The 24,522-nt window shown below is 42.5% G+C and carries 20 protein-coding genes; 10 read left to right on the forward strand and 10 right to left on the reverse strand.

The features are described from left to right. Positions 1-83 precede the first annotated feature (83 nt). Positions 84-866, forward strand: a complete 783-nt coding sequence (locus L1D51_RS00675) for a YggN family protein (RefSeq protein WP_054551020.1) — start codon at positions 84-86, stop codon at positions 864-866. Between the two features lie 62 nt (positions 867-928). Here the strand turns inward: L1D51_RS00675 and L1D51_RS00680 are convergent, their stop codons facing one another. Beyond that, complete coding sequence (locus tag L1D51_RS00680; protein WP_055020799.1) at positions 929-2,503, reverse strand: methyl-accepting chemotaxis protein; 1,575 nt, start codon at positions 2,501-2,503, stop codon at positions 929-931. A 154-nt stretch (positions 2,504-2,657) separates the two neighbouring features. Beyond that, positions 2,658-3,356 (reverse strand): 16S rRNA pseudouridine(516) synthase RsuA, encoded by a 699-nt coding sequence (rsuA, locus tag L1D51_RS00685; protein WP_055020750.1) that lies wholly within the window; start codon positions 3,354-3,356, stop codon positions 2,658-2,660. 58 nt (positions 3,357-3,414) lie between these two features. Between rsuA and zapE the strand changes: the two genes are divergently transcribed. Next, positions 3,415-4,527 (forward strand): cell division protein ZapE, encoded by a 1,113-nt coding sequence (gene zapE, locus L1D51_RS00690; RefSeq protein WP_055020749.1) that lies wholly within the window; start codon positions 3,415-3,417, stop codon positions 4,525-4,527. Positions 4,528-4,587: 60 nt separating this feature from the next. Here zapE and L1D51_RS00695 read toward each other — a convergent pair whose 3' ends face one another. Beyond that, entirely contained in the window at positions 4,588-7,608 is a 3,021-nt protein-coding gene (locus tag L1D51_RS00695) for a TonB-dependent receptor domain-containing protein (RefSeq protein ID WP_055020748.1), read from the reverse strand. A gap of 330 nt (positions 7,609-7,938) precedes the next feature. Here L1D51_RS00695 and L1D51_RS00700 point away from each other — a divergent pair, with 330 nt between their 5' ends. Continuing rightward, positions 7,939-10,068 (forward strand): winged helix-turn-helix domain-containing protein, encoded by a 2,130-nt coding sequence (locus tag L1D51_RS00700; protein WP_239962094.1) that lies wholly within the window; start codon positions 7,939-7,941, stop codon positions 10,066-10,068. Here the strand turns inward: L1D51_RS00700 and L1D51_RS00705 are convergent, their stop codons facing one another. Together L1D51_RS00705 and L1D51_RS00710 are read right to left on the reverse strand one after the other, a co-directional pair. Beyond that, entirely contained in the window at positions 10,069-10,398 is a 330-nt protein-coding gene (locus L1D51_RS00705; protein ID WP_054560998.1) for a 5-carboxymethyl-2-hydroxymuconate Delta-isomerase, read from the reverse strand. It abuts the gene before it with no gap. Positions 10,399-10,408: 10 nt separating this feature from the next. After that, positions 10,409-10,996 (reverse strand): outer membrane beta-barrel protein, encoded by a 588-nt coding sequence (locus tag L1D51_RS00710; protein ID WP_054560997.1) that lies wholly within the window; start codon positions 10,994-10,996, stop codon positions 10,409-10,411. 103 nt (positions 10,997-11,099) lie between these two features. Between L1D51_RS00710 and L1D51_RS00715 the strand changes: the two genes are divergently transcribed. The 6 genes from L1D51_RS00715 (at position 11,100) to L1D51_RS00740 (ending at position 16,039) form a co-directional block, all read left to right on the forward strand. Next, the gene (locus L1D51_RS00715) at positions 11,100-11,570 is read left to right on the forward strand and encodes a CreA family protein (RefSeq protein ID WP_054560996.1); all 471 of its coding nucleotides are present in this window, start codon (positions 11,100-11,102) and stop codon (positions 11,568-11,570) included. A 3-nt stretch (positions 11,571-11,573) separates the two neighbouring features. Then, positions 11,574-12,356: a hypothetical protein gene (locus tag L1D51_RS00720; RefSeq protein ID WP_054560995.1), complete on the forward strand. Its 783-nt coding sequence runs from the start codon at positions 11,574-11,576 to the stop codon at positions 12,354-12,356. Positions 12,357-12,362: 6 nt separating this feature from the next. Further along, on the forward strand, positions 12,363-12,983 hold the full coding sequence (locus L1D51_RS00725) for a LysE family translocator (protein ID WP_054560994.1): 621 nt from the start codon (positions 12,363-12,365) through the stop codon (positions 12,981-12,983). 7 nt (positions 12,984-12,990) lie between these two features. Then, positions 12,991-13,506: a gamma-glutamylcyclotransferase family protein gene (locus L1D51_RS00730; RefSeq protein ID WP_054560993.1), complete on the forward strand. Its 516-nt coding sequence runs from the start codon at positions 12,991-12,993 to the stop codon at positions 13,504-13,506. Then, positions 13,503-15,050, forward strand: coding sequence for a serine hydrolase (locus tag L1D51_RS00735; protein ID WP_054560992.1), 1,548 nt, complete (start codon positions 13,503-13,505; stop codon positions 15,048-15,050). Before L1D51_RS00730 ends, L1D51_RS00735 begins: the two co-directional genes overlap by 4 nt. Positions 15,051-15,118: 68 nt before the next feature. After that, entirely contained in the window at positions 15,119-16,039 is a 921-nt protein-coding gene (locus L1D51_RS00740; RefSeq protein WP_054560991.1) for a histone deacetylase family protein, read from the forward strand. Here the strand turns inward: L1D51_RS00740 and L1D51_RS00745 are convergent. Continuing rightward, positions 16,036-16,329, reverse strand: coding sequence for a hypothetical protein (locus tag L1D51_RS00745; protein ID WP_054560990.1), 294 nt, complete (start codon positions 16,327-16,329; stop codon positions 16,036-16,038). The genes L1D51_RS00740 and L1D51_RS00745 overlap by 4 nt on opposite strands. A 78-nt stretch (positions 16,330-16,407) precedes the next feature. Between L1D51_RS00745 and L1D51_RS00750 the strand changes: the two genes are divergently transcribed. Then, positions 16,408-18,912: an EAL domain-containing protein gene (locus tag L1D51_RS00750; RefSeq protein ID WP_055196725.1), complete on the forward strand. Its 2,505-nt coding sequence runs from the start codon at positions 16,408-16,410 to the stop codon at positions 18,910-18,912. On the opposite strand, the gene L1D51_RS00755 is transcribed toward L1D51_RS00750, so the two are convergent. The 4 genes from L1D51_RS00755 to L1D51_RS00770 all read right to left on the reverse strand — a co-directional run bounded on the left by L1D51_RS00755 (position 18,909) and on the right by L1D51_RS00770 (position 24,481). Beyond that, positions 18,909-19,718 carry a DUF2797 domain-containing protein gene (locus L1D51_RS00755; RefSeq protein ID WP_054560988.1) on the reverse strand — a complete coding sequence of 270 codons (810 nt, stop codon included), beginning with the start codon at positions 19,716-19,718 and terminating at the stop codon, positions 18,909-18,911. The genes L1D51_RS00750 and L1D51_RS00755 overlap by 4 nt on opposite strands. Before the next feature lie 46 nt (positions 19,719-19,764). Further along, positions 19,765-22,263, reverse strand: a complete 2,499-nt coding sequence (locus L1D51_RS00760) for an EAL domain-containing protein (protein WP_055020743.1) — start codon at positions 22,261-22,263, stop codon at positions 19,765-19,767. A gap of 94 nt (positions 22,264-22,357) precedes the next feature. After that, the gene (gene purD / locus L1D51_RS00765; RefSeq protein WP_239962103.1) at positions 22,358-23,644 is read right to left on the reverse strand and encodes a phosphoribosylamine--glycine ligase; all 1,287 of its coding nucleotides are present in this window, start codon (positions 23,642-23,644) and stop codon (positions 22,358-22,360) included. 15 nt (positions 23,645-23,659) lie between these two features. Further along, on the reverse strand, positions 23,660-24,481 hold the full coding sequence (locus tag L1D51_RS00770) for a class I SAM-dependent methyltransferase (protein WP_055196723.1): 822 nt from the start codon (positions 24,479-24,481) through the stop codon (positions 23,660-23,662). Between the last annotated feature and the right edge of the window lie 41 nt (positions 24,482-24,522).

A 24,522-nucleotide genomic window follows, 5' to 3' on the forward strand; every position in this document is an offset into this window, starting at 1 on the left:
TAGCATAGCTAGGCGTTTTACTTGCATAAAATTGGATATTTGCTAATCTAGCGGCCTTCCTTTTTTGTCTTTTTGAGGTGTATATGGCGTTCTTTTCTCGCTCGTTGTTAGCAGCGGCCATTACATTCTCTAGCTTTTCAAGCTACGCAACCCTAGAAAAAAAACAATGCGATGTAGAGCTAAGCCATGGCTTAATCATCACCGATGATGTCATTCGTATCGTTGATAAAGGTCAAACTCGCGTACAGATCAACAACGATAACCAATTATTTATACGAGGTTATTGGGTTGATTTAAGCCCTGATGAAAGCAAAGTTGTGGAGCAATTCAGTCGAGGCATTAGGCAAACCGTCCCTGAGCTTGTTGACTTGGCGACCGATGGTGTAAACCTTGGCTTAAGTGCTATCGAGCAAGTTGTTGAGGGCATGTCAGACAAAGAGCCAGAAGTGTTAAAAACTCAGCTGCAATATGTTGAGCGTGCACTGATGGATAAATTTAAGCGTGGTGATGACTTTTTCTTTATTGCTCCACAGTCGCTGTCGAAAATCGATGACTTTTTTACCAAAGAAATCAGTCAGAAAATTCACTCTGCAGTGCACGGATCGCTTGGCGCTATTTTAGTCTCGTTAGGCGATGCTTTTAAATCCCGCGAAGGTAATATCGAAGACCGTATCAATGATATGGGGCAGCGTATGGATATCATCTCAAAAGAAATTGATAAATCACTGCAAAAGAAAGCAGAGCAATTAGAGATGAAAGCGTCTGAATATTGTGAGTGTTTAAACTCGTTAGATGTCACTGAATCGCGCTTACAACAAATGGTGCCGGGGATGGCCGATTTTGATTTGGTACAAATAAAGTCTTAATACGAATTTAAAACGAGAAAGCCCAGCAGTTGCTGGGCTTTTTCGTTTTTAGTTGATTTAAATTAACTGAATTTAGCGGTTTCAGTTTCTAAATTGCTAGTAAGACCTTTGATCAAATCGGTTGCTGTATGGGCCTGATTTGATACATCAGCCGTTTGTGAAGCCGTGTCTGAGATAGTCACGATACGTTTGGCAGTGTCTTCACCGGCATCAAGCTGCTCTTTTGCAGCAATAGCTATCTGATGGCTCATTTGCGCGATTGCGCTGAGTGAACTGGCAACGCGTTTTAGTTCTTCATTGGCTTTAGTCGACTTTTCAACGGTTTGTTCACTGGTACTAATACTAAGCGAAACAGATGACTTGGCATCTTGGGTTGCAGCTTGTAGTTTGCCAATCATATTGCGGATTTCTTCAGTGCTGGTCTGTGTGCGCTGAGCAAGCCCACGAACTTCATCAGCAACTACAGCAAAACCTCGTCCTTGCTCGCCTGCTCGGGCAGCTTCTATCGCCGCATTAAGCGCAAGTAAGTTCGTTTGTTCGGCAATACCTTGAATAACACTGAGCACATTAGCGATATTATTTACTTCATCATCAAGCACTTGAATGTTATTACCAGCGCTGTCAATTTGCTGCTCTAAAAGCGCGATGGTATCAGCAGCCTCGCTGGTTAAGTGGCTGGCACTTTGACCTTGTTGCTCAGCTTCTTGCACTGAGTAAGCAGCTTGTTCAGCATGCTCCACAACGGTTTGTGCTGAGGCTGTTAACTCGGTAATAGCTGAAGCAACCATTTGAGTTTCTTCGTTTAGGCTACGAGTCAGTTTGTCGAGCTCAACAGAGCGAGACTCGTTATCAACACTTTGATTTTTTAAGCTATCAGTAACGCCTTTAATGCCGCCAACAACGCCACGTAAACCTTGCTGCATGTAATGCATGGCAGCAATAATGCTCTCAGGTGGAGCATCTTGGCGAATATGTGAGTTTAAGTTGCCGCGAGAGACGTTTTTTACAATACCAATTACTTCGTCAATTTCGCCGCCCAAGGCATTAGTGAGCGATGAACCAAAGCGGGCAATGGCAAAGGTCAGCGCAATGGCAATAAGCATAGATAAGCCGAGCAGCCACTTTGCAGTATTCCAATAACGTTCATCAACTTCTTTGGCGCTAATGCCTGTACCAACATACCAGCCAAACAGCGGTGTTTTTTGTACTACAGAGGTTAAATCAACGGTTTCACCATCTCGCACTGAATCCCAGTGATAGGTGATGATTTTATTGGTAGTGTTACCCACGAGATTTTCGACCATACGGCCGATACTGTTGCCGCTGGCATCTTTAAAATCGTTAAAGCTGGTACCGTGTAGTTCTGGGTCGTGCGGAGTAGCAACAAAATCTAAGTTGTTGTCGACGACGTAGACATATTCTGAGTCATGGTATTTATTTTCTCGAAGTACCTGAATAGCGAGCTGCTTTGCTTGTGCTTCTTCGAGTTGATTGCTTTTAACCATCAACTCAAATTGCTCAACAATATTGGTGGTGCTCTTCATGAGCTGATTGATACGCGCGATATTGTCGCTTTCGCTGGCATGGCGTAAAGATTGTAAGCCAAGTAACGCTATCGCAGATAACGCAATAAACATAGCGATAGCAAATAAGGTAATTTTTGTTTTTAAAGCTAATCCTGATAACACAGTCAGCCTCCTTTATTATTTCCCCTGTTAACTTTTACCACGTTTGTCTGGTTTTATTAAGGAAAAATGACAGCGTTATCATGACTTTTGCTCAAGTACCTATTTAGAGCTTCAGTTCGGCTTCTGTGAGGGCACGATATTCACCGCTTGCAAGGCTTTCGTCGAGGGTGATGTCAGCTATTTTTTCACGATGTAATTCAACAACTTTATTATCTACAGCAGCAAGCATTCGCTTAACTTGATGGTATTTACCTTCGCAAATTGAAAGGCGTAAGCTGTAGCTTGCAAGTTTTTCAACAACCGCAGGGCGAGTTAGCTCTTTTTCGTTGTGCAATTGCACCCCTTGCTCTAACGCTGTAATGGCTTCTTCATCGATAGGTTCTTGAGTTTCAACTAAATAGGTTTTGAATTTGTTATGCTTTGGTGCAGTAATTTTGTGTGACCAGTCGCCATCATTAGTGATGATCACTAACCCTGTGGTATCGATATCTAAACGGCCTGCAACATGAAAGTCGCTCATATTTGGTTCATCAAGCAAGTCAAATACAGTCGGGTGAAGGTCATCTTTATTGGCACATACATAGCCTGCTGGCTTATGAAGCATGAAGTAGCGCTTACCTAAAAACACCAGCGGCTCGCCTTGCCAGCGCACGTCATCATCTTGGCTGATTGAATAATCAAATGAGGTGATCACCTCGCCGTTAACAGTGGCGTATTTACGTTTGATACCTGCTTTGGTTTTGCTGCGAGGTAACTCGGCAATATGGCTGATAAATTTATCTAAACGGCATGGAAATTTCATTGGGATCACATTTTTAGTCGGCTACAATGGCGGCGAGTATAGCGGATACTAGTTACCTATGACAGTACAGCAAGGACAAATATTACAGCATTACCAAGCGCAAATAGCCAAAGGTGATTTGCAAGAAGACCGTGCCCAGCGCACAGCGATTAATGCTCTCGATAATCTAGCCACAGAATTAGCTGCACCAAGCCATTGGTGGCAAAGCGCTAAGCCAATAAAAGGAGTTTATTTATATGGCCCAGTAGGGCGTGGTAAATCCATGTTAATGGATGTGTTTTTCAAGCTTGTTAACATTGAAGCTAAGCAGCGTTTGCACTTTCATCATTTTATGAAGCAAGTGCATGAGCGCTTAACTCAGCTGCAAGGGCAGAAAAATCCGCTGACTGTGATTGCTAAAGAGTGGGCAGAGCACATTCGCTTGATTTGTTTTGATGAGTTTTTTGTTTCTGATATTGGTGATGCCATGATCTTGGGTGGCTTATTCAAAGCCCTGTTTGAGCAGCAAGTAGTGTTAGTGGCAACGTCGAACTGTAAACCTGAGCAGTTATATCGCAACGGTTTACAGCGAGCACGATTTTTACCCACTATCGATTTATTAAATGAGCATTGCCATGTTTTAAGTGTTGAAGGCGATACCGATCATCGCTTTCGCTTTGGAAAACAAACCGCACATTATTTTATTGGTAACAAAAAGGCGCTAACAGAGCGCTTTTTAAAGCAAGAGCAAGTAATACAAAGGCAAACAACGATAGAGGTTTGCCACCGCGAGCTTAGCTGTGTAATGCAAGCTCAAGACGCCATTATGTTTGATTTTATGATGCTTTGCTCAGGACCTAGAAGCACCGCGGATTATATTTATTTGGCAGAGCGTTTTCAGCGCGTTTATTTACTCAATGTGCCAGTAATGGGGCGCGGAGCAACAGGTAAACAAATTGTGCATGGCATTGAAGATAGTTATCAGCGAGAAAAGCAGGATTTACAAGAACACTTTTTAGATGATGAGGCACGGCGCTTTATTGCTTTGGTTGATGAGTTTTATGATCGCAGCCGATTACTGGTGATTTCGGCCGATGTGGGTATTAGCGATTTATATCAAGGCCAAAAACTGGCATTTGAATATGCGCGTACCGAGTCTCGATTAGTTGAGATGCAAAGCTGGAAAAGATAAAAGGCGCAATAAAAATGCGCCTTTGATGTCAGCCTAGCTGGGGATCTTCATATGAAACGGTTAAAAGCTATATTGAGCACCTACATACACGTAGCGACCAGCACCACCGCCGTATGCGCTGTAGTAGTTACCACGGCCATATGGATAAAAGTCACCTTTATTATCAAACACGTTATTCACACCACCGAATACGCGCAATTGGCTCTGTTCACCAAGTGACATGGTGTAAGACGCTGAAAGGCTGTGTTTTAAGAACGAGCCATAATCTTGGTAGGCAAGTTTTTCTGGATTACTGATACAAGTATCTTCACCAGCCTCACAGCGGGCATCGTTTTCGGCAATATACTCTTGATAATCTTCTTCAAGACTCTGGCTTGCTTTAAACGAGCCTAAGTAATTTGTACGCCAGCGAATACGTAAGTTATCGTTACGCCATGTCAGTGACATTGAGGCTTTATCTTTGCTGCTGCCGTAACCTGCGTAGTGACTGGTTACTAAGCTGCCATCAAGTCCTTCATAGGTTTGCGAGTTTTCGATTACATGGTTGTAATCTAGTTTAAATGACAACTGACCTAGGTTATCTAAGTCTAATTTGTACTGTGCAACCACATCATAACCACGTGCAGTTAGCTCATCGAGGTTATATTGACGCTGAAGAATTTTGATAATGTTACCTTCGCTATTACGGGTAATATCATTACAAAATACGTTGTCTTCACCCCATGCTGCTTCTGAGTCGTAACATTCACGCATGATGTTTTCATTGCTGATCTGCGAAATCGCATCAACAATCGCAATATCGTAGTAATCAACGGCAAGATTAAAGTTTTCTAAAAAGGCAGGAGCCACTGTCACACCAAAGGTATAAGTATCAGCGGTTTCTTCTTTTAGATTTTCGTTACCTGCCCCTGGAGAGTAACTGTTATTCTCATCGCTAAATTCAAAGTTAGGATCAGCAGCAAGTTGCGCAGCTAACGTCGGTTCTTTGCGGCAGTTATCGTGACCTGCTTTAGTTGATGTTGCCGTTAAACCGTCACAAATATCATCATAGCTGTCGTAATCGCCACGCGGTGGTGACATAAGCTCTGTGATTGTAGGAGCACGTTGAGCGCGAGCGTAGTTTGCTCTAAATGCATAGCCTTCGATTGGTTCCCAAAATACACCTAGCTTGTAGCTGGCAACAGTGTTGACGTTTTCCATGCTGTAGTTAGCTAAACGTAATGAAGTTTCTGCGCTTAAATTTTTTGCTAAAGGGGCATCTTTTAAAAGTGGGATCGCAAGCTCTGCAAAGGCTTCATAGACCTCAACTTCACCATAAAAATTTGGTACATAGTTAAAGGTAATACCGCCTGCTTTCATGTCGTCGCTGGTTGATAGGTCTTGGCTGTCTTTACGGTATTCGCCACCAAATACTGCGGATACTGAGCCTGCTGGTAATTCAAATAAATCACCCGCAACGTAGCCAACCACACCGTATTGTTTTATTTCGGTATCAATAATTGGGTTGGTACGGATCCAAGCAGCCATCTCATCGGTGATAGATCCCTCACCAAATAAGTTAATTGGCACACAGCCTTCAGCACGAGCTGCTTCATCAATACATTGAATGGTGCCATCCGCTAACTCTTCTGCTTGCAAAGCTTGATTAAGTTTTACAGTATTTAATTCATTGCTACGAATTTGGTGTTGGGTAAAACGACCATAACTTGCAGATAGATCCCAGTCCCACTCGTCATTAAATAATGTGCCTTGAAGACCTGCCCAACTACGAATCGTTTTACGGGTATTATCAGTGCTGATATTCCCCACTTCACTGAAGCGGCGATCCCAATAAATACGATCTTTATATGGGTTGGCATCGAGGATTTCTTGCGGAACATATGGGTTGTCGATTGGGATGTAACCCGGTGCTACATCTGCAAGGGGCTCGCCCGTGGTCGGGTCATAACGCGGTACATAGGCACCTTCGTATTCATCTTCAGGCGACTTATTGTTAAAAGAGCCACTTTCACTGTATTGAACTTGCGCGTAGAACATCACATCGTCAGTTAAGTCGTAATCAATTTTAACTGCAGCAGATGCGTTATCGCTTGGTACATCAAGCATCACGTATTGCCTAGAATTCACACCGTAAATTTCTTCGTTGCCTTTCCAGTCATCACGTAGAGTTTGACCGTCATACCAAAATTGTGTGTCGTTACGGCTATTTTCTAAGAACACACCGCCCGGAATACCGTCGCTTTTGCTAACCCAATCAGCTTGTGTGATGTCACGCATACATTGATCCCCATCTGCTGTTTGCATTACATTACACATGCGATCTGGATCGTAATCGTAACTATCTTCGATTTGTGCGCGTTTACGATCGTAAAAAGTCATACCGAAATCACGGTCCCAGTTGGCACTGAAATAGGCGTAACCGCGATCTTCAGCAAACGAGGTACCGTAGTTTAAATCAAGGGTAAATTCTTTACCGCCGCCATCGGTGGTTTCACCTGTGTTCGCTTTAAAATCAAAGCCTTCTTTTTTTGATTGGGTGATAATATTCACCACACCTGCTACAGCATCGGCACCATAGGTTGCAGATGCACCGCCACTGATTATTTCAACGCGCTCAACCATACCGCTAGGAATGGTATTTAAACTGACATAGTTGCCACTGTAGCTGTTTGAAACAACACGACGACCATCAATCAATGTAAGGGTACGGTTAGCGCCTAAATCTCGAAGTTGCACTGTCGATAAACCGGTTGCTGATACACTTGATTGGCTGGTGGTGTTACCTATGCTCTCGCTAAGAGCTGGCATGTTATCAACCAGAATATCTGATAAGTTGGTTAAACCTGTATCGGCAATGGCTTCACGGTCCATTGTGACCAACGGTGTTGGAATTGAAAAACTATCGCGTTTAATACGTGAACCCGTTACAACGATTTTTTCAGGTTCTTCAGTTTGTTCATTAGCGGCTGGAGTGGTGTTGGCAGGGCGGGCAATCTCAGCCTCATTGGCAAATGCATGTTGGCTAAAACCACTGGCAACAGCAAGTGCAATAGCACAAGGTTTGGTTAGTAGATTTCTCACAGGCGTTCCTAGTTGTTTTATTTTTAGTTTTTAGAACCAGAGTGATGCTCTTTTTAAGGGCAGTTAAAATTTACAGTGAACAACACTCTGGTTGGTCGGTATTGACGTAAAAATTTTTATAGAAATGTGAACCTAACTACAATCTTAGGTGGCTCGTTTATGTCTCTATTTTATATCTATTGAATATCTATTTATTTAAAATCAGTGGGTTAAGAAATGTTCATTGTTAACTGTTTTGCAACGTTAAAGCTGGTGAAAGGGCTGCTTTTACGATAAATTGATAGGGCTTTATACTGCTGTACTTCTAAAATGGGGTTTTATTTAGAGTAAATGGAAACATCTAATCGCGTTTATCAGCTGGGCTCATGTATTGTTAACCCTCTCGAAAATAAACTGATCTGCAATGGCAGTGAACAGCTTTTGCAGCCTAAGTTTATTGAGTTGTTAGCTTGCTTAGTGGCGCGTTACCCCGAACCAATCACCCGTGAAGAGCTCATCAATCATGTATGGGAAGGCAATTTTTACGTGGGTGAAAAAGCCTTAACAAATGCTATTTGGCATCTACGAAAAGCATTCAAAGAACTCGATCCAGAACAAACTTACATAGAGACACTGCGTAAAACGGGTTATCGCGTTTTGTTAAAGCCCGAGCCAATAGATACAGCGGATAAAGAAAACCCTGTGGGTTTTAGTATCACTACTGCGCAAACCCGCCAGCTGTTTGTGGCTTTGTGTGTCATTAGCTTGGTGGTAATGTATTGGCTGTTCTCTTCGCCTGCAAAGCAAACTAACTCAAGCTTTGTGTTGCCGCTCAATAGCATCGAAAGCGTGACGGCAAGCCCTGGTCGTGAGATTTATCCTTCAATTTCTGATGATCAGCACTATTTGGTGTATTCATGGCGACAGCTTGGTAAACCAAATAACCTATATTTACGTGATTTACATTTTCCTGAGCACCCAGCAAAGCAATTAACGGACTCACCTTTTACAGAAGGGCGCTCTGTGTTTAGCCCAGATGCAAACACATTATATTATTACCGCATGGTCTCTGATGTTTGTGAAATTGTAAAACTCTCTTTGGTAAATGCCACCAGTGTCGTGCTAGGTGAGTGCAGTAATAACTATGCGCCTGATCTTGATATCAGTAGTGATGGTAAAACCTTGGCATACATTGCTGATCATACAAGTAAGTCAGGTGACTATGTCACTCGTATCAAACTGCTCGATTTACAGGCAAAACATACAAAAGAAACAGTTATTCCTTGTAATGATGACTGCGAAACTGTGTATGAGTCAGTGTCGTTTTCGCCGGATGCACAGCGAGTTGTGGTTACGCGTACTGTTAAAAACAACCAAAAAGCGCTGTTTTTAATTGATGTTAAAACAGGGCAAAGTCAACGCTTAACTCATGATTTTGTAGATATTCATGGTGTGGATTGGCATCCATCTAAAGAACAATTGGCGTTTAGTGCAGTTGAGGGCGGCAAACGGTATGGCTACTTCTATGATATTAATAATCAAACCCTAATCAACACGCAAATTGCGGGCATGAGCTCACCTAATTACAGTAGCGATGGCAGTGTTTATTATCATCAGTGGGATTTGGACAAGGTGATCACGCGTTTGAAAATAGACGAACAAGTGGCCAATTCACCGTTTTCTATGTTGTCGACCAATTTTAGCTCGCTATTCCCTGAATATAATCAGCAGCAAAATAAACTGCTGTATGTGTCGAATGAATCGGGCAGTTCACAGCTTTGGATTGTTAACCCCGATAGTAGCTCGCGAAAGCAGCTTACTGACTTTGCACATAACACGGGGGAAGTTCGTGATCCAACCTGGTCAGCCGATGGACGCTATATTTTGTTTTCATTGTATGACAATGGCAGTACCCGCTTATATATTTATGATTTCAAAGTAGAGCAAAGTCAGCAAATCAAACTGCCATTTAGTCATGCAATTAAACCCAAGTTTAGCGCTGATAGCCAGCATATTTTAGTTTCTGATGGTGACTACTTATATCGTTATGACTTAACAGGTAAAAGCCTAGGTAAAGCTGTTGAAGTGCCTGCGCAGTATGGCGTTGAAACACAATCAGGCGATATTTTATTTACCAACTCGCGCCATGCTATTTGGATAAAACATCATGATACGGGTGTTGAAGAAATGCTGGTGAACGATGTTAAGTTGGCGCGCAGTTATGCATGGTTGCTGGTGGCAAAGAACGCGTATCATAAGGGGCGTATTTATTATTATAAAGAACGCTTAGGTGATTACCGTATTAGCTACTATGACTTAGCAAGCAAGCAGCATCATGATTTAATTGCTTTACCGGAGCGAGCTTATAGTCGCTCATCGGGCTTGACCTACATACCCAATGAGCGTTGGCTGGTTTATACAGCGTACTTATCGCCTGAGATAGAAATCAAGCGTTTACCCGCAGCCTATTTACCAAAGTAGTTAACACTTACGGTAGATGTCAGCATCCATATCGTAAATATTAACGCTTAAGCTATACGAGCGGCGGCAGTATGTTCTTAAGCAACTTAGTAATTGCTCACTGAGCATTTGCTTTTGCTCTATAGTTCTGCCTGCCATGATTGATGCGCCGATGTGAATAAAGCCATCTTTGCCTTCACCTAATTCGTAATGCTGATAAGCAATTGCACGAGTCTTTATGGTCGAAAGCTCAAATAAGCCTGAGTCAAAAACGGCTTGGTGAACTTTTTCAACTAACACTTGTGGCAGAATTGGCAAGTCTTCTGAGTGTTCTATAACAATGTGCGGCATGGGGTCTTCCTTAAAAGCGGTAACTAAAACCGATGTTTGTCTGAAATTGGTTTAACACATCACCATCAAAGTGCCATAGACATTGGTCGTCTTCTGATGTTGGCAATGTGCACGATACGTTACTTGCATTATTTACAATAGTTGCCAGCCAGCGAGTTTCAACATAAACCCGTGCTTGTTCAGTAAATAAATAATCTGCGCCAGCATAAAGGCCAGAGGTAAAATATGTATCAGAGTCGGCAAAGTCAGTGCTGACGTGGTTTGCGCCAATTTGGGCACCAACAAAACCAACTATACGGTCAGCTAATGGCACTTCTACGGCACTTTGAAATAGCAGGTATTGCATCTCGACTTGCTTGTTAGTTTGGTCTTTCATATCAAGCTCGGTTGCTGAATAAAAGAACCCATAACGAGCATTATCAATGGTTCTATCTAGGCTGACAGTAAAATGGCTGTCATCCTCAAGCTCAATTTTAAGGTTTTCTTCGGTTTGCACCGAGTTAGTAAAGTTTTTGCCGAAACCAGCGCTAATAGAGTAGTCAGCTTGAGCTGTACTACTTAAGAACATTAAACACAGTAAACCAAGCGATTTTTTCATTGTTTAGGTGCTCGTTGTTGAAGATATTTTGAGATAGTATTGAAACATAGCAAGCAAATCGTTGTAAACGGACAACTATCGCTTTTTAATAAGGAACACTAGGATGAAGTTACTAAAATTAGCTGCTCTTACTGCACCACTGATTTTGTTGAGTGGTTGCTCGGATGATGCTGCTTCGGTGAGTTTAGGATTATTTACGACCAAAGATATTAAAGTGGTATCACAACAAGACCCGCTGATCAGCGGTGTTACTTGTCACATTAGCCATATTGAAGCGAACCTTGATTTTGCTGATCCATCTGATATGTCTATTGCCTGTCGTCAAACAGGCCCCATTACCGCTGACCAATTAAAACAAATTGACCGCAGTAAATCAGGCGAAGTGGTATTTAAATCATCGAAAAGTATTTTGTTTAAATCGTTAAAAGTACGTCGTATTTATGATGCGCCAACACGCACTTTATTATATTTGTCTTATTCAACGAAAGAGTCGAGCGGCAGCCATCATCATGCTTTATCAACTGTGCCTCTTTACAATACGGATGCATGGCAATGGGCACAATCACAAGAGTAATTTATGTTAGCGTTATTTAAGTCGGCCCCACTTGTTGATGAGCAAGAGCAGCAGTGGTTAATCGATACCTTTTTATGGGCTGTTGAACACTTTGATAGTGAATATTTTTTAAAACACACACAAATCATTTTACCTAACGGGCAGTTCTTTCCGGATAGGGTGTCTAGCGTCAGTGAAATGGCTGAAAAAGTATTTAGCCGAGTTGTTGATTATGCGGGGATGCAGGCGTGGCCAATTAACTTAGTTGCGCCATCTGGGCTTACACCGCAGGTGTTTCCGCATTTTGAATTTCAAGACAATTTACGCGGTAGTGAGGCGAGTTTAATTGTGCCGGCAAATCATCCGGTGAATATCTCCTTTAACCCGAACCAAATCAATCAACCGCAAGATTTAGTGGCAAGTTTTGCTGGTACCTTAGCGACCATTTTGATTCACCATGTGGGTGTCTTACCTCCCGGCGGTAAAGAGTACTTACCGCAAGCAAGCGATGCGTTGGCATGCTATTTAGGCTTTGGGGTGATGATGAGTAATACGGTGTATCAATTTAAAGGTGGCTGCGGCTGCGGTTATAACCCTTATGCCAATCGCCAAGCAGCGCTGACTGAGCCACAAACGCTATTTATGCATGCGTTGGTTACGCATTTTAAAGGGGATAATCAGTCGAAGAAGTTTTTAAAACCCCATTTACGCAGCCAATATAAAAAAGCGCAAAAGCAAATTAAAGCATTGGTAAATGACAGTGCAAATCCGTTGTTATTAGCATTAGATGAACAAGCAGTAGGGTAATATTGAGTGCAGTATTTAGATGAGTTTTTATTGATAGCCATAGCTCACTTTTTTGCGGTAGCAAGCCCAGGTCCTGACTTTGCAATTGTACTGAAGCAAAGTATTCAACAAGGTCGTAAAAATGCGCTTTGGACCAGTGCTGGGGTTGGTGCGGCTATTTTGCTGCATATTGCTTATTGTGTATTAGGTGTGGCATTAATTTTATCCCAGTCACCTAGCTTATTCATGGCTTTAAAATACCTTGCAGGGGCTTATTTGGCATACTTGGGTGTGCAAGCGTTACGAAGCGCAAAACCTAGCGATAGTAAACAGCAAACCCTTGCCCCTGCTGAGCCTGAATCGGTGTATAAAGCATTTCGACGCGGTTTTTTTACCAATGCCCTTAATCCCAAAGCAACACTGTTTTTTATGTCGTTGTTTACTCTTGTAATAAGCCCTGAAACACCTGTTGTAGTGCAGGCTGGTTATGGCGTGTATATGGCAATGGCGACTTGGCTGTGGTTTTCATTTTTATCATTGGTGTTATCAAAAGCATCAGTGCGAGCATTTTTCTTAAAAAGCGGATACTGGTTTGATAGAGGCATTGGCGTGATCTTAATTGCCTTAGCTATTCGCGTTGTTGTGTGAGGTAAGTATGACGCTATATAACTTTTCATTTGGTTCAAATATGTCATCGAGCAGATTGCTGGCAAGGCTGCCTGAAGCAAAGCGGGTAGGCACAGCTATTTTAAAGGGCTATGAGCTGACGTTTGATATGGTAAGTACCGACGGCTCTGCAAAGTGCAGCGTGCGCAAAACAGATCAGGCAGATGCCTTGGTATATGGTGTTGTGTATCAGTTAAACGAAGCTGAAAAGTCGATTCTTGATGATATCGAAGGGCCGCGTTATGACTGTGTAGATATCACCGTTGAACTCATTGATGGCGAGCAACTTGCTGCCCATTGTTATATTGCTAATACCTTAGATGAGTCTTTACTGCCATTCGACTGGTATCTTCAGCATGTTCATCGCGGAGCGCTTGAAGCAGGTGTACCAAATCATTACAGTGAAGCAATACTCGCAAGACCAAGTTGCGATGATCCAGATAAAACCCGAGCAGCGAAAGAGTTCGCTATTCACAACAATAAAAATCACCAAGGGATATTATGATATTTCGTAAATTAGCCGTTGCAGCGGCGCTGTTATCGAGCTGTTCGTTTTACAGTTATGCCGATATTGATACTAAAAAAATTGAAAAAGTAATCGAAACGTCAATGGCACGTTTTGACGTACCGGGTATGGCTGTAGCGATTGTTGAAAATGACCAGGTCGTGTTAGCAAAAGGTTTTGGTGTATCTCACCTTGATACCGGTAAAAAAGTAAATAAAGACACCTTATTCGGTATCGCGTCAAACACCAAAGCATTTACCGCAGCAGCGTTAGCTAAATTAATTGATGAAGGTAAGCTTAGCTGGGATGACAAAGTAATTGATCATCTTCCTGAGTTTCGTCTGTATGACCCTTATGTAACACGTGAAATGACCATTCGCGATTTATTAAGCCACCGTAGCGGTTTGGGTTTAGGGCAAGGCGATTTAATGATTTGGCCAGATACTGACAAATCGATTGATGAAATTATCGCAGGGCTAAAATACTTAAAACCGGCGAGTAGCTTTCGCAGTAAATACGCCTATAACAACTTAATGTTTGTGACAGCAGGTGAGGTGGTAGCCCGTGTGTCTGGCATGAGCTGGAATGATTACATCGAGAAAAATATTCTTCAGCCACTTGATATGAAAAACTCACGCGCAGGTTTTTCACGTATCCCTAGTAGCAATAAAAACTGGGCGACGGGTCATATTCCAATGGATGGCCAACTACACCCATTTTTTGTGAACTACCTTGAAGATTTCCGTGGCGCTGGTGCGATTGCATCAAGCGTAAGCGATATGAGCCAATGGCTTCGCACGCAGCTTGCTCATGGCAAAATGCCAAATGGCCAGCAGTTATTCACTGAAAAACAGCAGCAACAAATGTGGCATCCACACATTACCTCAATGGCATCAAAAAGTGCTTATGAAGCTTACCACCAACAATTCAGAGGTTATGGTTTAGGCTGGAGCATTGAAGATTTCCACGGCATTAAAAAGCTGGGCCACGGTGGTGGTATCTTAGGCATGGTGTCTCAAGTGACATTATTACCAGAGAAAAACCTCGGTATTGTTATTCTGAGTAACCAGCAAGCATTCAGCGCGCTCTCTGCGGTGACCTATGAAGTATTAGAAGATGCATTAGATCTTGAAGACAAAGACTGGGTTGAAGATCTTGCTAAAAAGCACTTTGAAGGTAAAAAAGAAGCTTACGCAAACGCAAAACCAGAAACACCTGCAGATTATCAAGCGAAACTACCAAACATCAACTACACAGGCACACTGCACGATAACTGGTATGGTGATGTGGTAATCGAGGAGTTAAATGGTCAGCTACGTATTGATTTTACTCATACAAAGCGTTTGAAAGGTCAGCTTGAGCATTACACCGGCAATACATTTATTGTTAAGTGGGATGAAAAGTTACTTGAGGCAGATGCTTACATTGAGTTTCAAATGAGCCCTGATAACCGAGTGAGTAGTGCAAAAATGCGCGCTGTCTCAACGGCGGTCACAGACTTTAGTTTTGACTTTAGGAATTTAGATTTACGCGCTAAAAAGTAAACCAAAGTCGCAAAGCCACCATTAGGTGGCTTTGTTATACTGGGGGAAAATAATTCAAGGAGCGTATTATGAGAACGGCAGTTATCTCACATCCATTTTGTCGTAAACATAAAATGATTGAGGATCACCCCGAATGCCCTGCGCGTTTAGATGTGATCACCGACCGCTTGCTAGCAAGTGGTGTTGATATAGCAATTACTCACTTACAAGCTCCTAAAGCCAGCCGCGACGACTTTTTACGTGCTCATGATGAACCTTTGGTAAGCCATGTAGAGCAAACAATTCCCGATGAAGGACTTGCTGAATTAGACGGCGATACATGGCTGTGCCCAGATTCAATGAAAGCAATTGAACGAGCCGTTGGTGCTGGATTACTCGCCGTTGATGAAATCCTTGCTGATAAACTGGATGCCGCATTTTGCTCGGTTAGACCGCCTGGGCATCATGCAAACCGTAGCACTTCTGCAGGTTTTTGCGTTTTTAATAACCTAGCCATTGCCGTGAAATACGCGCAAAGCAAAGGTGTTAAACGTATCGCTATTTTGGACTTTGATGTACACCACGGTAATGGCACGCAAGATATCTTTTTAGATGATGACAATGTGTTGTTTTGCTCTTTGTTTCAACACCCTTTTTACCCAAATACTGCGGTTGAAAATAACGCGACTTTAGTTAACTCACCGCTGCCAATTGCCAGTGATGGTAATGACTTAAAAGCTGTTTACCTTGAGCAGTGGCTGCCAAAACTCAATGAATTTAAACCTGAACTGTTGTTTATTAGTGCTGGCTTTGATGCTCACCTTGAAGATGACATGGCAAGCCTGAAATTTGTTGAAGACGATTACGCATGGCTAACCACGCAATTAGCTGAGTTTTGTCAGCAGCAAGATTGCAAAGGGATTATCTCTTATCTTGAAGGGGGCTATGCTTTATCAGCTCTAGGTCGTAGTGCCGTTGCGCACATTAAAGCGCTGGTGGATGCGCCTTAATCTGCCAGCATCGCAAAGGCTTGCGTTGGTGTAAGCCGAGTAACCTTACTTAAACAGCATACTCCCTCTTGTGCTAGGTGCTCAGTCACTCTATTAGCAAGCTCTATATCAGTTAATGCTTTCACGCTTTCTCCCTGCAAGTTGACATACTGCCCTGTTGCCAAAAGTAGCATCGCTTCATGTTGCTGCTCTTCACTTAAGCCATATAAAAAGCTTTCTATATCGGCTTCGTCTTCAACTAATGCTATTTCATGGTCTGAAAAAATAATCTTAGGAAATGATGAGTGCATTTATTGTCCTGTGTCAAAGTTGCATAGGTTGAAATGATTATAATTGCCAATTCATGTAAGAACTAGGAAAGTCGACTTATGAATCAACCAAGACGACATCAAAAGGTGAGTGATGTCTTTTCGCAAAAGCTGGTATCGTGTCCTGCGCATACGCCTTTGGTCGATGCGGTGAGGTTGATGCATGTTCACAATGTGACGGCGATTTTTATCAAGCATGAGCAGTCTGTTGTTGGGATTTGGACTGAGGCTGATTGTTTGAAAATTGACATCAGCAGCCCGCTCTATAAGAACCTTGCCATTCACGAGGTCATGTCAGCACCTGTTATTACAGTGCCAAATCAATGCTCAGTCAGTGATGCAACCCTGCGTTTTCAACAACATGGCATTCGTCATTTATTGGTGATGGATAGTGAGAATCAGCCTGCAGGTATGTTGAACTTATCTGATATTGTGCATAACCAAGGTTTGGACCACTACTTACAATTTCGGCCTATTCATGAGCAGTATCGCACTGACCTAGAGATAGTTGATGCGCAAACACCGATAGAAGAGGTTGTGCAACTGATGCGCGCTGGCCGCCTTGATAGTGTATTGGTTTATAACCGAGAGCTTGAACTGCACGGTATTATTACTCAGCGTGATATTGTTGAGCTGATCATTCAAACTGAGTGGCTAAATCCTTGTTGGCAATATGCTAGCTACCCGTTAATTGAAATTGATTGTGAAAGCAGTTTATTTGATGCGTATCGCACTATGACAGAGCGTAATGTGCGTCATTTGGTGGTCAGAGATGATGAAATTTGCGGGGTGATTTCATTTGCTGATTTGATCACAGAGATTGAGTCAGCTTATTGCTGCGAGCTCGAGCGTGCTATTGAGCAGCGTGATATTGCTTTGCAAAAATCACAACGTAACTTGTTTTTAGCAAATAAAATTATTGATGCCTCACTCGATGGCATTATGTTAACCCGTAAAGACGGCACTATTATTCAAGTTAACCCTGCTTTTACTAAACTGACCGGCTTTGCTGAGCATGAGGTAATCGGTAAGCGTCCCAATATTTTAAGCTCTACAAAACATAGCCGTTCGTTTTATCAAAAAATGTGGCATGCCATTGAATACGAAGGGGTCTGGCAAGGGGAGATCTGTAATTGCAAAAAAGATGGAGAAGAGTTTGTAGAGTGGCTCACCATTATCCAGATTAAAGACCCTAACTTTGATGAAGTGCTTTATGCGGCAATTTTTAGCGACATTACAGAGCGCAAACGTGCCGAAGAAAAAATTGCCCAGCTCGCCTATTACGATGAGCTGACAGGCCTGCCTAATCGGCGTTTATTTCATGACAGACTCTCTATTGCGCTGAGTTCTGCCAAACGAAACCATGATCTATTAGCGGTGATGTTTATCGATTTAGACCGCTTCAAAGAGGTTAACGACAGCTTAGGGCATGACGCTGGTGATAACTTATTGCAGCAAGTGGCAGAGCGTATTTTATCAATTCTACCTGAAGGGGATACTCTTGCGCGCTTAGGTGGCGATGAGTTTGTTTTATTATGCGAAGTAAATCGGGTTGAAACACTGCTCAACTTTGCTGAACAAGTTTTGCAGCAGGTGAGTATGCCGCTTGCTATTAACGAGCATGTGGTTGCAATTACAGCTTCTATTGGCGCTGCGGTTTACCCTGATGATGGCGTAGATAGCGCTACACTGCTCAAGCATGCTGATATTGCTATGTACCGTGCTAAAGAAGTGGGGCGTAATTCATTTCAATTATTCAAACCTGCGATGAATGCACGTTCTTTAGAACGATTGGCAATGATGAGCCGATTACAAAACGCCATAGAAAGCGATGAGTTTGAGCTTTATTTCCAACCTAAGCAGGAGTTAAATTCAGGCAAAATTTTAGGGGTAGAGGCTCTCTTACGTTGGCATGAGCCAAACCTTGGGGTGATATCACCCGCTAAATTTATTCCCCTTGCTGAAGAACTAGGCCTAATTGTGAAACTTGATTTATGGGTCATCGAGCAAGCTTGTAAAGAGTTAGAAAAATGGCAGCAACAAGGCATTGAAGCAGGGCGCTTAGCAATTAATATCTCGGCAAATCACTTACGTCAGGGGCAATTAGCGTCGAATGTTGAGCGCTTACTTGAGCGTTACGATGTAGACCCTCACAAGCTTGAAGTAGAGCTTACTGAAAGTTGTTTTATCAGCCACTTTAGTGAAGCTAAGCAAGAGTTACTCGCGCTTAAAAAGTTAGGTGTGCATATAACGTTAGATGACTTTGGCACGGGCTACTCGGCTTTAAGTTACTTAACTAAACTGCCAATTGATACGTTAAAAATAGATGCCAGCTTTATCGCAAAAGTGCCCGATGAATACGGTAATAGTGAAATTGTTACGGCGATTATTAGCCTTGCGAAAAGCTTGAGTATTCATGTTGTCGCAGAAGGGGTTGAGAAGGTAGAGCAGTTAAATTACTTACGTTCACTTAACTGCGATACCATTCAAGGCTATTACTTTTGCCGCCCAATAGCGAAGCAGCAATGGTATGATTTTTATCTCAATAGCGAAAAAAGTGCCTAAGCTAGGCTAATTTCGTAAGAAGTAAACTTACGAATATTAATGACGCCAGTATCAAAAATTAAGTACTGGCCTTTAATGCCTTTTAAAATACCTGATACTTCTGGTGCTTTATCAAAATTGAAAGAGCTGATTTTGCTTGGGTATTCACTTACTGGGTAGTCTAGCTCAACTACATCTTCATCGAGCTTTTCAATGGCTGTTGCGCCAAATAGCTCTGCAAGTTCACTCAACTTAGCATCAATTTGTGGGATCAACTCTGCAGCAGCGGCTTTTAAATCAATCGCTTCAGATTGGCCTTTCAGCATGTTTCGCCAATTGGTTTTATCAGCAATAAACTCGGCTAAAGCAACCTCAACTAAACCCGATTGAAGGCGGGTTTGTACTTTGAATATAGGTAAAGCTTGCGTCGCACCTTGGTCAATCCAGCGTGTAGGAATTTGAGTATGGCGGGTAATACCTACTTTTAGGCCTGAAGTGTTGGCTAAATATACGTAGTGCGGGATCATGCAGTTTTCTTCACCCCACTGTGGCTCACGACAGGTGCCTTTATCAAAGTGGCACGTTTCAGGTTTCATGATACACATGTCACAGCTAGCCAGTTTGCGCATACAGACAAAACAGTGGCCTTGAGAGTAGCTTTTCTTGGTTTTCTTACCACAGTTACAGCAAAAAATATTGCCGGTGAATGTCAGCGTGAGCGGCTTACCAATATAGTCATTTAATGAAACTAGCTCATCACCGATAGGTAATTGATATTCGACAGGAGAGGTCAGTGTCGACTTTAATTTTCTGATCGTACCTTGCATCTTTACATGGCCCCTAAAGATGTTAAAAAGGGCAGTGTAACACGGCCTATTTAAATTGTGAGGCAATAAAGCTTAGATACTCATTAATCGGTACCGCTTTGCTGTAATAATAGCCTTGCCCTTGATCTGCGCCCATCTTGATCAGCATTTTTTCTGTTTCTTGGTCTTCAATGCCTTCGATGGTGATATTCATATCAAGGTTATGAGCCATATCAATAGCCGTTTTTACCACTACTTGGTTGGTGGTGTTATTCACTAAATCAAGAATAAAGCTCTTATCGACTTTAATCGTGCTAAATGAATAATTTACTAAGTAGTTCAACGACGAGTAACCAGTACCAAAATCATCGAGTACCACCTTGCTACCGAGTTTATTAAGTTCGCTGATAAAGCTGACCATTTCATCATGGTTTTTGATAAGCGCAAATTCAGTCAATTCAAACTTTAACTGATCCGCAGTAATGCCATGCTTTAAAATGGTGTTTTCGACTTTTTCGACAAGCTTAGGGATCGCTAGATTCTTGGCACTTAAATTAACGCTAATGGTATGCTCGCGATAGCCTTGTCGATTAAGCTGGGCAGCAGCTAGGCAAGCCTGATCAATCACCCATAAGCTCAACTCGTTAATTAAACCAGTACGTTCAGCCAATAAAATGAGTTGCTCAATGTCCAGGTATTTACCCGCTGTAGGCCAGCGTAACAATGCCTCTGCGCCACAGATAGCACCATTGCGTAAATTAATAATGGGCTGTAAGTAAATGGCTAAGGTATTGCTTCGCATTGCTTGTTGTAACTCAGCGGCAAGGCTGACATCCATATCGATATGCGGTGTAGTAAAGTCGATGTTTTGCTGTTTTTGTGACAACCCTAAATAGCCACGTTGTAGCCAAATATCAAAGCCATCATCACTAACCGGTTCGGTAATGCTATAGCGGTAGTAAAGCTGCAGGTCTAAGCCTGCCACTTTATATTGCTTTGGCAGCTGTTTGCATAAGTTGCTCAGTTCTTGGTGCAGCTCTGCTTGCGATTGAATTTTGGTAGAAATAAAAGCCAGTACACCATTGCCTAAGTCAGCCACTTTTGGACTGTTATCTAGCGCTGACTCTAAATTAATAAATTGCCTATTTTTATTTATTTGATGCTCTAGCGATTGGGCAACAGTAATAATTATTTGGCTGCTTTGGCTTGGCTTTAGAATGCTCATTAGGGCATTAAATTGCTCTATTTTCACTAAACAAAGATTAGCGAGTCTTTGCTCCGAGGTAATCGCCATATAGGCTTGTTTGAGCATTGCTTGGTTGAGTAGCTCAGTTTGTTGGGTATGGGTTGCATGATAAAGCGCTTTTTCACGTTGATAACGAACGCGATCTGCCAACGCCATTGCCATGAGCACAATCTCACAGAGAATGGCGACTAAAAATATGTGCCTAACTGCAAAGCTATAAGGAATAAAGCCCGTTAGTTCTAAAGGCTGAATGGCAGCGCCTACAATCAGTGGCACCCACGACATGACATAAAATTTTGCCCACCGAAAACCGCTCACCAACTTTTTGTAAATCATGCAAATACATAGAATGTATAACGGCACCATGATGGCAAAAAAGATTTTTGAAGAATGGTATTCCAGCATAAAAAAGCTGATAAGACTGAGGCTAAACAGCAAGGCTAAAAAGCTGATACTGAGTTTGTATAAGCGGCAATTGTCTTTGTGGTAGCGTAAGAACATGGTGCAAAACGCGACAGTGAAAAATGCAATCGCGTAGTTACTGAAGACCACTTGCTCATTAAAAAAGATTTGCCACGATAACGGCCATAAGTAAAAACCAAAGCCGAGCACTGAGCCCATAAGTAGCAGTGCTGAGATGATGTAGCCTATATAAATAAGGTAGACGCGGTCACGGATCCCTAAAAATAATACCAAGTTATACAGGGCAGCCATGATCAGCACACCAATGAAGATCCCCCAAATCCCTGATTGCGAACGTAGTAGATCTTGAAACTCTTTTTCACCATAAATATTGATAGGCGTTTTGCTAATCCCAACCGTATCAATTTTTATAACGAGTGATGTTTGCTCATAGCCCTGCATGGTGAGCATGCTGTGCGGTGTACTGTACTGAAACAAACTGAGGCCTGATACTTTATCACCCAACTCGGTTGTATCTATAAGCTGCCCCTTATCATCAACATGATAAACGCTAAGATAATCAACCATAGGGTTGTCAAAGTGAATCGCCAGCTCCACAGGCTTTGCTTGACGGTTTTCTAAATCAAGCTTTAACCAATAATCTTGCGCCGCTAAATCCCACTCAACATCTTTAAAAGGGCGCTGTTTAAGTTTGTCTGGTTCAGCTAAAAACTGCTCGAGAGTCAGCGCTTTACTACTATCTATTCGATAAGCTGTATTACTGTAGATGGGGGCTGTTTTATCTATAGTGTAGCGGGTAGGACTGGCTAAATGTGCAGCTAGGGTAGCAATGATAAAAAACAAAATTGTCAGAATAAGAAATGAAACAAAGTTATATTTCAGTGCTTTATTATTCAAAATTAGTTCTTTATCTAGGTAAATGTTCTTAACAGTGTAGCATTAAAAAAGCGCAGATAAACTGCGCTTTTTTCAGAATTAGACTGGTTTGACCTTAATTCTGTTCGCGAGCAATAGCACGGTAAGCGATATCAGTACGATATTCCATGCCTTCCCAGCTGATTTCATCAACTAGTTTATAAGCACGTTGCTGCGCTTCAGTTACTGTGTTGCCAAGTGCCGTAGCACAAAGTACACGACCGCCAGCTGTTACTACGTTGTCGCCGTCTTGCTTAGTCCCTGCGTGGAATACTTTCTCACCTTCAGGGTAAGTAACTTGCAAGCCGCTGATTGCATCACCTTTCGGGTAGCTATCTGGGTAGCCTTTTGCTGCTAATACAACACCGACTGCTGCACGCGGGTCGAACTCGATTGCTGTTTTATCTAGTTCTTCACGGTTAGCCGCTTCGATAAGCTCAACAAGGTCAGACTTAAGACGAAGCATCATAGGTTGTGTTTCAGGGTCGCCAAAACGACAGTTGTATTCGATTACTTTTGGCGTACCATCAGCGGTGATCATTAAACCTGCGTATAAGAAACCAGTGTATGGGTGGCCTTCTTTTGCCATACCTTCAACCGTTGGGTTGATCACTTCGTTCATAATGCGTTGGTGAATTTCATCAGTCACCACTGGAGCCGGTGAGTATGCACCCATGCCGCCAGTGTTCGGACCTTGGTCACCGTTATAAGCGCGTTTGTGGTCTTGGCTAGTTGCGAATGGCAGTACGTTCTTACCATCAACCATCACGATGAAAGAAGCTTCTTCGCCTTCTAAGAACTCTTCGATAACTACACGGCTACCCGCTTCACCAAAGCTGTTGCCTGCAAGCATATCGCGGATAGCTTCTTCAGCTTCAAGCTCTGTCATCGCAACGATAACGCCTTTACCAGCTGCTAAGCCATCAGCTTTAACAACAATAGGCGCACCTTTTTCTTTTAGGTAAGCAAGTGCAGGATCGATTTGTTCAAACGTTTGGTAGTCAGCAGTTGGAATGTCGTGACGTGCTAAGAAGTCTTTAGTGAATGACTTAGAGCCTTCTAGCTGTGCAGCACCTGCTGTTGGGCCGAAGATAGCTAAACCGTTTTCACGGAATGTATCAACGACACCTAAAACAAGCGGTACTTCTGGACCAACAATAGTTAACTCAACGTTGTTTTCTTTAGCAAAAGTAACTAAACCTGCTAGGTCTTCAACGTTGATAGCTACGTTTTCAAGTTTTGGCTCTAGTGCAGTACCTGCGTTACCAGGAGCAACGAAAACGGTGTTTACTTTAGTATTTTGTGCAGCCTTAAACGCAAGAGCGTGTTCGCGGCCGCCACTGCCGATGACAAGTACATTCATGGCGTATAATCCTATTTATAGCGGTTTTTTAAACTTCAGCGTCATACGATCACTCTCACCAATCGCTTTATATTTAGCAGCATCTTTTTCGTCAAGTGCTAAACGTGGTGGTAGTGTCCACACCCCTTTAGGGTGATCCGCTGTATCAAGAGGGTTTGCATTAATGTCACTGCTTGCCACTAGTTCAAAGCCAGCTTGCTTTGCAATTTCAATTACATAGCTTTGCTTCATATAACCTGATGATTTCTGATCTTCATCGCTGCGCGCTTCAGGTAGGCGGTGTTCAACCACACCTAAAGTGCCGCCTGGTTTAAGTGCTTTATAAAATGCTTTAAACGCACTTAACGCGCCTTCTTTATCTTTACCCATGTACCAGTTGTGTACATTTCTAAATGTTAAGACAAGATCTGCGCTACCCGCTGGTGCAATATCAAGATGTGTTACCGGCGCAAATTCAGTTAGTTTAACTTCACTGAAGCGTGCGTCATCGCTCATCTTTTTCTTAAAACCAGCTAATGAACGTTGGTAATAACCCACCTCAGAATCAGCAGGGAAATGTGCCGCGTAGTAAACACCATGGCCTTTTACAGCCGGTGCAAGGATTTCACTGTACCAACCACCGCCCGGTGCAATTTCAACAACGGTCATGCTTGGCTTGAAGCCAAAGAACTCAAGTGTCTCAACTGGATGGCGATATTGATCACGTGCGCTATTTTTAGCATCACGTTCGCTTGATTGCACGGCTTGTGTAAGCGCTGATTCATGGCCATGGCTTAAAGCTTGTGCTGATGTCAGTGCAAGGCTGGCAACAAGTAACGATTTTACGGCAAATTTCATCATCTGTTCCTTCATTATATGGGTAATTATTATTATTAATC

The sequence above is a fragment of the Pseudoalteromonas shioyasakiensis genome, assembly GCF_022398475.1.
Lineage (GTDB): Bacteria > Pseudomonadota > Gammaproteobacteria > Enterobacterales > Alteromonadaceae > Pseudoalteromonas.